At 69.3% G+C, this 8,819-nt stretch carries 4 protein-coding genes; 1 reads left to right on the forward strand and 3 read right to left on the reverse strand.

Annotated features, from left to right (window positions below; genetic code table 11):
- Positions 1-718: maltotransferase domain-containing protein (locus tag ABZ079_RS36475; protein ID WP_356943737.1), on the reverse strand; the 718-nt coding region annotated here is incomplete at its 3' end.
- A 330-nt stretch (positions 719-1,048) separates the two neighbouring features.
- On the opposite strand from ABZ079_RS36475, the gene ABZ079_RS36480 reads away from it, so the two are divergent.
- The gene (locus ABZ079_RS36480; protein ID WP_356943738.1) at positions 1,049-3,667 is read left to right on the forward strand and encodes a glycosyltransferase family 1 protein; all 2,619 of its coding nucleotides are present in this window, start codon (positions 1,049-1,051) and stop codon (positions 3,665-3,667) included.
- Between the two features lie 12 nt (positions 3,668-3,679).
- Here the strand turns inward: ABZ079_RS36480 and ABZ079_RS36485 are convergent, their stop codons facing one another.
- Together ABZ079_RS36485 and ABZ079_RS36490 are read right to left on the reverse strand one after the other, a co-directional pair.
- Positions 3,680-3,961 (reverse strand): hypothetical protein, encoded by a 282-nt coding sequence (locus ABZ079_RS36485; RefSeq protein WP_356943739.1) that lies wholly within the window; start codon positions 3,959-3,961, stop codon positions 3,680-3,682.
- Complete coding sequence (locus ABZ079_RS36490; RefSeq protein WP_356943740.1) at positions 3,961-8,712, reverse strand: putative T7SS-secreted protein; 4,752 nt, start codon at positions 8,710-8,712, stop codon at positions 3,961-3,963. The genes ABZ079_RS36485 and ABZ079_RS36490 overlap by 1 nt, the downstream gene beginning before the upstream one ends.
- Positions 8,713-8,819: the final 107 nt, after the last annotated feature.

The raw sequence follows: 8,819 nt of genomic DNA on the forward strand, positions 1-8,819 counted from the left end.
GCTCGACCAGCAGCGGCATCGGATCGGACGCCGTCACCAGCTCCCGCAGCGGATACCGGGCGAGGACCGCTTCCACCTCCGGGGCCAGCGCCGCCGCGAGGCGCCAGGCGGGCGGCCGCTTCTCGTCGCGCAGGGCCGCCACCGCGTCCAGCACGACCGGCCGTTGCCCGTCCGGGACTCCGGCGGCCGCACGCTCGTACAGCTCGGCGCCCTCCGCCAGGACCAGGCCGGTGTCGATACCCGCCGGGATCTTGATCCGGGCGTGGTGCCGCCAGGTGGCGAGCGGGTCGGACCAGGCCTCCACCGTGTAGGTCCAGCGGCCGGGTTCGCCCGCGGTCACGGTGGCGCCCCAGCGGTCGGTGCCCGGTGCGAGTTCCCGCATCGGCGTCCAGGGGCCGGGCCGGCCCGCGGGATCGCGCAGCACGACGTTCGCCGCCACGGCGTCGTGTCCCTCCCGGAACACGGTGGCAGACACCTCGAACGACTCACCGGTCACCGCTTTGGCGGGCCTGCGTCCGTGCTGGACCACCGGGCGTACGTCGAGGACGGGGATGCGGCCGAGCGTGGTGGACGTGTCCGGGGAGGACCGCTCCCCGGTGGCGGGCGGACCGGGAACGCCGGCGGCGGGTTTCCCCGTTTTCCCGCCCGTCGTCTTCTTTGCCGCTGCCTTGGCCTTGCTGCTTGTCGGGAGTGCTGACGAGTGGTGCGTGGCGGGCATGACCGCTCCTGTCCGCGTCAACGTGGGTGTGGGCGGATGGCTGTGGGGAGGTGGGTCCTGCGGAGGTGCTGGGTTACTCCTGTGGGGTGTGTACCGGAGGAGCCTTCCCACCCTGTTCGGGTGGGCAATCCGGCACTTTGTTAACTACTCACGCGTACGTCCACCCACAAGACCGGCCTCTTTTCCCGAGTGCCCGGCGACTGGGCCTTGACGCCTCGACACCCCCACCGGGCAGGTCCCCACCGACGCCCCGGTAACCACTACCGTCGAGGGTGACGACGAGACGTACAGCGCCGTGCGTCTCACCCCGCAACGCGTCCGAGGTGGAATGTGAAGGCGATCCGTCGGTTCACCGTCCGTCCCGTACTCCCCGCCCCCCTCCGGCCGCTGAGTGATCTGGCGCGGAATCTGCGCTGGTCCTGGCATGCGGAAACGCGCGACCTGTTCCAGTCCGTCGACCCCGAGGCCTGGGCCGCGGCCGCGGGCGACCCGGTGCGGCTGCTGGGCACCGTACGCCCGGCGCGGCTCGCCGAGCTGGCCGGCGACCGGCGGTTCCTGCGCCGGCTGACCGCGGTCGCCGACGACCTCGACGACTATCTGACCGGCGACCGCTGGTATCAGACACAGGCCGACGGCCTGCCCGCCGCCGTCGCCTATTTCTCCCCGGAGTTCGGCATCACGGCCGCGCTGCCCCAGTACTCCGGCGGCCTCGGCATCCTCGCCGGTGACCATCTGAAGGCCGCCAGTGATCTCGGCGTGCCGCTGATCGGGGTGGGCCTGCTGTACCGGCACGGGTACTTCCGGCAGAGCCTGTCCCGCGACGGCTGGCAGCAGGAGCACTATCCGGTGCTCGACCCCAACGAACTGCCGGTCACCCAGCTGAAGGAGGCCGACGGCACCGCGGCGCAGGTCTCGCTGGCCCTGCCCGGCGGCAAGGCGCTGCACGCCCGGATCTGGCTGGCACAGGTGGGCCGGGTGCCGCTGCTGATGCTCGACTCGGACGTGGAGGAGAACGACCTCGGCGAACGCGGGATCACCGACCGGCTCTACGGCGGCGGCAGCGAGCACCGGCTGCTGCAGGAGATGCTGCTCGGGATAGGAGGTGTCCGGGCGGTGCGGACGTACTGCCGGCTCACGGGGCACCCGGAGCCGGAGGTGTTCCACACCAACGAGGGGCACGCGGGCTTCCTCGGCCTTGAGCGGATCGCCGAACTGTGCACGGGCGGGCTGGACTTCGACTCGGCGCTGGAGGCGGTGCGCGGCGGGACGGTGTTCACCACGCACACCCCGGTCCCGGCCGGCATCGACCGTTTCGACCGGGAACTGGTCGCCCGGCACTTCGGGACGGACGCCGAACTCCCGGGCATCGATGTGCACCGGATCCTCGCCCTGGGCATGGAAACGTACCCGGGCGGCGAGCCGAACCTGTTCAACATGGCCGTGATGGGGCTCAGGCTGGCCCAGCGCGCCAACGGGGTGTCGCTGCTGCACGGCCAGGTCAGCCGGGAGATGTTCGCGGGCCTGTGGCCGGGATTCGACGCCGAGGAGGTGCCGATCACCTCCGTGACCAACGGGGTGCACGCGCCGACCTGGGTGGCGCCGGAGGTGCTGCGGCTCGGCGCCCGGCAGATCGGCACCCAGCGGACCGAGGACGCGCTGACCGCCGGCGGCACCGATCGCTGGGACGCGCTCGCGGACATCCCGGACCAGGAGATCTGGGAGCTGCGCCGCACCCTGCGCGAGCAGCTGGTGCTGGAGGTGCGCGCGCGGCTGCGCGCCTCCTGGCGGCAACGGGGCGCGGGAAGCGCGGAGCTGGGGTGGATCGACGGGGTCCTCGACCCGGACGTCCTGACGATCGGGTTCGCCCGGCGCGTACCGTCGTACAAGCGGCTGACGCTGATGCTGCGGGACCGGGACAGGCTGATGGAGCTGCTGCTGCATCCGGAGCGGCCGGTGCAGATCGTCGTCGCGGGGAAGGCGCATCCGGCGGACGACGGCGGCAAGCGGCTCGTCCAGGAGCTGGTGCGGTTCGCGGACGACCCGCGGGTCCGGCACCGGATCGTCTTCCTGCCCGACTACGGCATGGGGATGGCGCAGAAGCTCTACCCGGGCTGTGACGTCTGGCTGAACAATCCCCTGCGACCGCTGGAGGCGTGCGGCACCTCCGGGATGAAGGCGGCCCTCAACGGCTGCCTCAACCTCTCGGTGCTCGACGGCTGGTGGGACGAGTGGTTCCGGCCGGACTTCGGCTGGGCCATCCCGACCGCGGACGGCGCGGGCACCGACCCCGACCGCCGGGACGACATCGAGGCGGCGGCCCTGTACGACCTCATGGAGCAGCGGGTGACCCCGCGCTTCTACGAGCGCGGACGGGGCGGGCTGCCCGACCGGTGGATCCAGATGGTCCGGCAGACCCTCACCCTGCTCGGACCGAAGGTGCTGGCCGGGCGCATGGTCCGCGAGTACGTCGACCGGCTCTACGGCCCCGCCGCCCAGGCCCACCGCGCGCTGACCCCGGACACCGCCCGGGAACTGGCCGAGTGGAAGGCCCGGGTGCGCGGCGCCTGGCAGGGGGTGACCGTCGACCATGTGGAGACGACCGCGACGACGGCCACCGCGGAACTGGGCACGACCGTGGGGCTGCGGGTCCGGGTGGGGCTCGGTGAGCTGACCCCGGAGGACGTGGAGGTGCAGGCGGTGTCCGGCCGGGTGGACGCGGAGGACCGCATCACCGATGCCACGGTGGTCCCGCTGAAGCCGGCCGGCACGCCGGATCTGGAGGGCCGTCTGGTGTACGAGGGCCCCCTCTCCCTGGACCGCACCGGCCCGTACGGCTACACGGTCCGCATCCTCCCCACCCACCGCCTCCTCGCCTCCGCCGCGGAAGCGGGCCTGGTGGCGGTGCCGTCGGAGGAGGTGGTGGAGGGGGCGGGGGTGGTGCTGCGGTGACCTGACACGCGGCTACCGTGCGTCGAACGGGTCGATTTCAAGCGATTCCTGGGTGCTGAGCAGTCGGCATTCGCCGGTCACGCTGTGTACGGAAATCTGGCAGGGTCCGTAAAGGAAGTACTTGTCATCCCTCGTGGCGACATACTTCGCACCCTGGAAGGCAAAATAGAAGAACTCGCCCTTCTGTGCCTTGTACTGATCCTCCGGGAACATGGCGACCTCATGGTCCCAGTCGGCGGCCAGTTCCCGGAGATAATCCGCTGCAACGCGTTCTGCTTGCTCGATCGTGTACATCAGTTGGTCCTCAGCAGCTTGAATGTCTTGTAAAGGGCAGGGTTGACGAACCCCGTCTGCGCGTCGATGAAGAGCACCCGGCCCTGGTCGTTCACGATATTGAACACGTGGCCCGGCATGCCTTCGCCGGGCCTCGCTGCGACGATACCGCGAGCACCGTGCCCGGAATCCCTGATATGGTCGACCATATTCCAGAATTCGGTCTTGTTGAAGCTCCCTCCGTACACATTCTCCAGGCGCTCCAAGGACTGCAGACCTCCCATGTCTGCGGGCACCGGTTTGATCCCCTCGCCGCGCATATACCGTTCGAACGCATCGGCGACATAAGTGCAGTTGGTGTTCCCGCCCTCGGGGTTGAAGTGTTTTGCCAGGTCGGGAAGATTTGGGCTTTCGTACGGCTTATGCGGGATCGGCGACTTCTGCGGAGCAAGTCCAAGAGGATCGCAGGAGACAGAAGGCCGGTCCACATATCCGACAGGATTGGCCGCCGGTGCCAGGCCGAGGGGGTCCAGGCTGACGTACTGGCCGACTTCGGGGTCGTAATACCTGAGATAGTTGTAGTTGAGGCCCGTTTCGGAGTCGAAATACTGTCCGGGGAAGCGCAGGGGAGTGTAAGCGTGGCTCCGAACCGGCCAGGACAGCTTTCCCCAGTTTGTGGCCCGGCCTTGCCAGACGATTTCTCCGGACTCGTCGATGAGTTCGCAGGGAGATCCCGAGAGATCGGACACGATCGCGAAGAAGCGAGCGTCTATCTCTTCCTGCGAGGCCGTAGCCAGGGTCCTGCGCTCGCTCTGGGCAACCGCTTCGGCGCCGTTGAGGTGCCACGTCAGGGTCACCGAGTCACTTGAGCCCGCCCAATGGGTCGTCTGCTCGCAGAGGGAGGTGCCGTCCCAGGTGAAGTCCACCTGCTCCAGCACGTCGACACCGTTCTCGGCGATGCGCTGCTTGCCGACGCGCCTGCCCAGAGCGTCGTACTGGTACCGCCATACCGTGCCGTCCGGAGTGACGACCTGGGTGAGCCGGTCCTCCGCGTCCCAGCTGTACCGCCAGGTGTCCGGCTTGCGGGAGAGTCGGGTCTTCTGGCGCAGCACCACACGTCCCGCGGCGTCGTGCTCGTAGCGGATCCGGCCGGCGCGCACCAGGTCGGGGCCTTGGTAGGCGCGATCGCCGCACCCGTCGTCCCCGAACCGTCGCGCGGGCCAGTCGGCGGCCGTCTGGTTGCCGAGCTGGTCGTAGGCGTAGGACTCCGCCCAGCCGTCCCCGCTTACCCGAGTGGTCCTGCCCGCCTGATCGAGTTCATAGTGCCGCACGCCGTTCAGCTGGTCATCGACCTTGGTCAGGCTGCCGTCCGCGCGGTACTCGTAGGTCCTCGACTGGAGACGCCGGCGAGAGTGGTCCACTGCTTGGGAGACCAGCCGGTTCATTGCGTCGAACGATCGGGAGACGCTCAAGGACTCGCCGAACCGGCGACCGACTTCGCGGCCGATCCGGTCGTATTCCAGCGCGATGACGCGACCGTCGGCCGTGAGCCGGCAGGGCTTGCCGTCGGGATCGTACTCCCAGGCGCTGACGGCGCCCGACGGCGTCGTGCGCCCCGTCAGCTGTCCGAACTCGTCATACCGGTAGGCCAGTTCCCGGCCGTTGATCCGCTCGGACACCAGACGTCCGTGCCGGTCGCGCAGGAGAGTCAGTTCCGCATGGCGGTTCCCGGCGTGCGCGATCTGGTCGGTGAAGTCGTAGGTGTACGTCGCCACCTCCCCGTCGACGCTCTTGCGGACGATCTGCCCGAGGTCGTTGCGCTCGAAGGAGACGACCTGGCCGAGGGCGTTCGTTCGGGAGACCAGGTCGCCGGCGGCGTTGTACGAGCGCCGGCTGACGCGTCCGCCGAAGTCGGTTTCGGTGATCAGCCGGCCGACCGCGTCGTACTCATAGGTCCACGTCTGCCCGTGGGGGTTGGTCACCCGGGTCAGGCGGAGTTCGTTGTCGTACCCGAACTCGTAACGAGAACCGTCGGGCTCGACGCGCGCGGTCAGCAGATCGAACTGGGCGTATTCGAAACGGGTGACTCCGCCGACCGTGTTCGTGTGAGTGAGGCAGTTTCCCTCACCGTCGTACGTCCACGATTCCTCGGTCCCGTCCGGATTCCGTCGGCGCGTGACATGGCCCTCGACGGACCATTCCATCTCACCGGTCGCACCGAAGGGGTCCGTGATGGCTGTGACGCGACCGAAGGCGTCCCGCCTGTATCGCATGGTGTTGCCCGCGTGATCGCGGACCTCGACGGGCAGACCGGCCGCGTCGCAGCGGATGTCGGTCACCCGGCCGTACGGATCGCGCACTGCGCACAGACGCCCGTGCTCGTCGTACGTGAAGGACGTCCTGCCGCCTGCTGAATCGGTCACCGAGGTCCGGTTCCCGTGCTCGTCGAACTCCTGACGGAGCGAGCCTCCGTCCGGGCGCACCATCCGCGTGAGCAGCCCACGGGCGTCGTAGGAGAACGTCGTTCGCCGACCGTCCGGACGGATGGTCTCCGTCAGGTTTCCCAGGTGGTCGTACCGGTGGGAAGTGGTACGGCCGACGGCGTCGGTCTCGGACAGCAGACGATGGAACCGGTCGCGGGTGAAGCGCCGGGTGTGCCCTGCCGGATCCACCATGGCGACGACCTGGTGCAGGTCGTTGACGAAGTACCGGCGTACGGCGCCCTCGCCGTTGACCGCCTTCGTGGTTCGCAGCCCGGTGTCCGGATCCCTTTCGCCGTAGGACAGCCGGAGGCCCATATGCCCCTCGGTACCGCCCTGCGCGATGCATCGGTCCCTGTCGTCGTACGTGTACGTGTACGCGTGCCCGTTGGTGTCCGTCCACGACGTGACCCGGCCCGCTTCGTCGTAACCGAACTTGAGGGGTTTCCCGGACGAGTTCCTGACCTCGGTGAGATTCCCCTGCGCATACCCGTACCGGACCAGCTGGAGATCGGATCCGTCCTTGTCTCCGCCGGCCAGGTGCAGGGCGGTGACCCGCCCGTCGGCGCTCTCGATCCGCAGACGGTAGCCACCGCTGTGGACGACGGCCGAGGGCACTCCCGCCTCGTCGTACTCGAAGGTGATCCAGTTGCCGTTGCGGTCGTCGATCTGTTCCAGGACCGCCAGGTCGGGGCCGCGGTCGGCGAAGTGCCGGGTAAGGCGGGTCCGGGGGTCCGTGATGGTGTAGCCGTCGTCCACCCGGTCCAGGGGGAGGCGGGGGCCGTGGCTGGGCAGAGTGGGCACGCCCGGTGCGGGGTGGGGGTACGACAGGAGGAGGCCGTCCTCCGTGACGTAGACGACTCCCTCCGCGTCGATCTCCAGGCGCTGGTCCAGGGTGGAGGACCAGGACGGCCCGAACCAGCGGCCCAGCCGGTAACCCGACTCGACGCGACGTCCGAGGACCAGGGGGAGTGCGCCGGGGAGAGCGACGTCCGTCTGCGGCAGGTACATCCTGCCGGTGGCGAGGTCGATCGGGTCGGTGCCACCGCTGTACACCGAGTCCGCATCCCGTGAGGGCCCGTGCGGGTCCTCGTTCACCAGGTCTCGAGCCGTCTTCCGGGCGCCCTTGCGCGCCCCCTGCTCGGCGATCTCCTCCACGCCCTTCTTCAGTCCGAGCCGGAGTCCGCCCCGGGCGAGTCCCGCGCCCTTGGTGCCGAGCATCTCGGGGAGCATGCGGCCGAAGAACTCCGAGGGGTCCTTCTTGAAGCCGTCCACGGCGGCCTGGACGGCGCGTTCGGGGTGGGCGGTGGTGGAGGCCAGGCCGGAGAGCGTCATGCTGACGTTCTGCAGGTAGGCGGCGGGGTGGGTGAGGTTGTAGGGGTCCATGGGGTTCAGGCCGCGGACGAAGTTGACCAGGCCGGCCGTGCCCTTGAGGACGCCCCCAGCGAAGTGGGTGAGTTCGGTGCCTGTGGCCTGCAGGCCGTCGCTGAGGTTGTTGCCCAGGCGCTCCAGCGGCGGCGGTTCGGCGGGCGCGTGGGCGAGTGCCGCCTTCACCTTGCCCTGAGCCTCCAAGGCGACGGTGTTGCGCTGCTTGCGGGCCTGGGCGAGCTTGTGAACGGCGGCCTTGATGTCGGCCTTGCCCGCTTCGTGGTCCTGCTGGGGTTTCGGTCCCGGGTCCTCGTCGGCCTTGATCTTGTCGTTGTAGGCCTCGGCCTTCCTGTTGTACGCCTCGGCCGCGTCCTGGGCGGCCTTCACGCCCTTCTTGTAGCGCTCGACTGCCTCCTTGGCCTGGCCCTGCGCCCACTTGACGGTGTCGGCGTACGACTCCAGCGCCCCCGCCGCCGTCTTGCAGGCCTCCGCGGCCTGCGCCCACTTGGTGGGGTGGACGCCGAACTTCTCCCGGAAGGCGTCACCGCCCTCGCCCTTCCAGCCGGAGGAGTCGACCTTCTTCAGCCCCTGGCTGACCTTGTCGAAGGCGCCGTGGAAGTCCCGCAGGTGCTTGGCGCTCTCGCGGATCTTCGCCGGGTTGCCGTGGATCAGCTCGTTCGGCTCCTCGGTCTGGCCGAGCTGCTGCTCACCGGGGGTGGCCCCGAGGTCGGAGGCGACCTCGTCGCCCCAGTCCTCCACAGCGTCGGCCCAGTCGTGCGCGCCGACGTAGTCCAGTGCCCCGCCCAGCTTGTCGGTGCCGTAATCGACCGCCTCGCCGACCTTCTTCTTGCCCTCGTCGTATATGTGTTCGCCGTAGCTCAGGCCCTTGTTGAGGCCGTCGCCGATGTCACCGAAGACGCCCATCAGCGCTCACCGCCCTGCTGCTCGGCGGCCTTGGCGCGGGCCTCGGGGGAGGGGCCGAAGGTGTCGTCGAGGTACTTGGCGTACTCGGCGTCCGTCATGCCGAAGGT

This window comes from Streptomyces sp. NPDC006314 (assembly GCF_040613075.1).
Classification (GTDB): Bacteria; Actinomycetota; Actinomycetes; order Streptomycetales; family Streptomycetaceae; genus Streptomyces.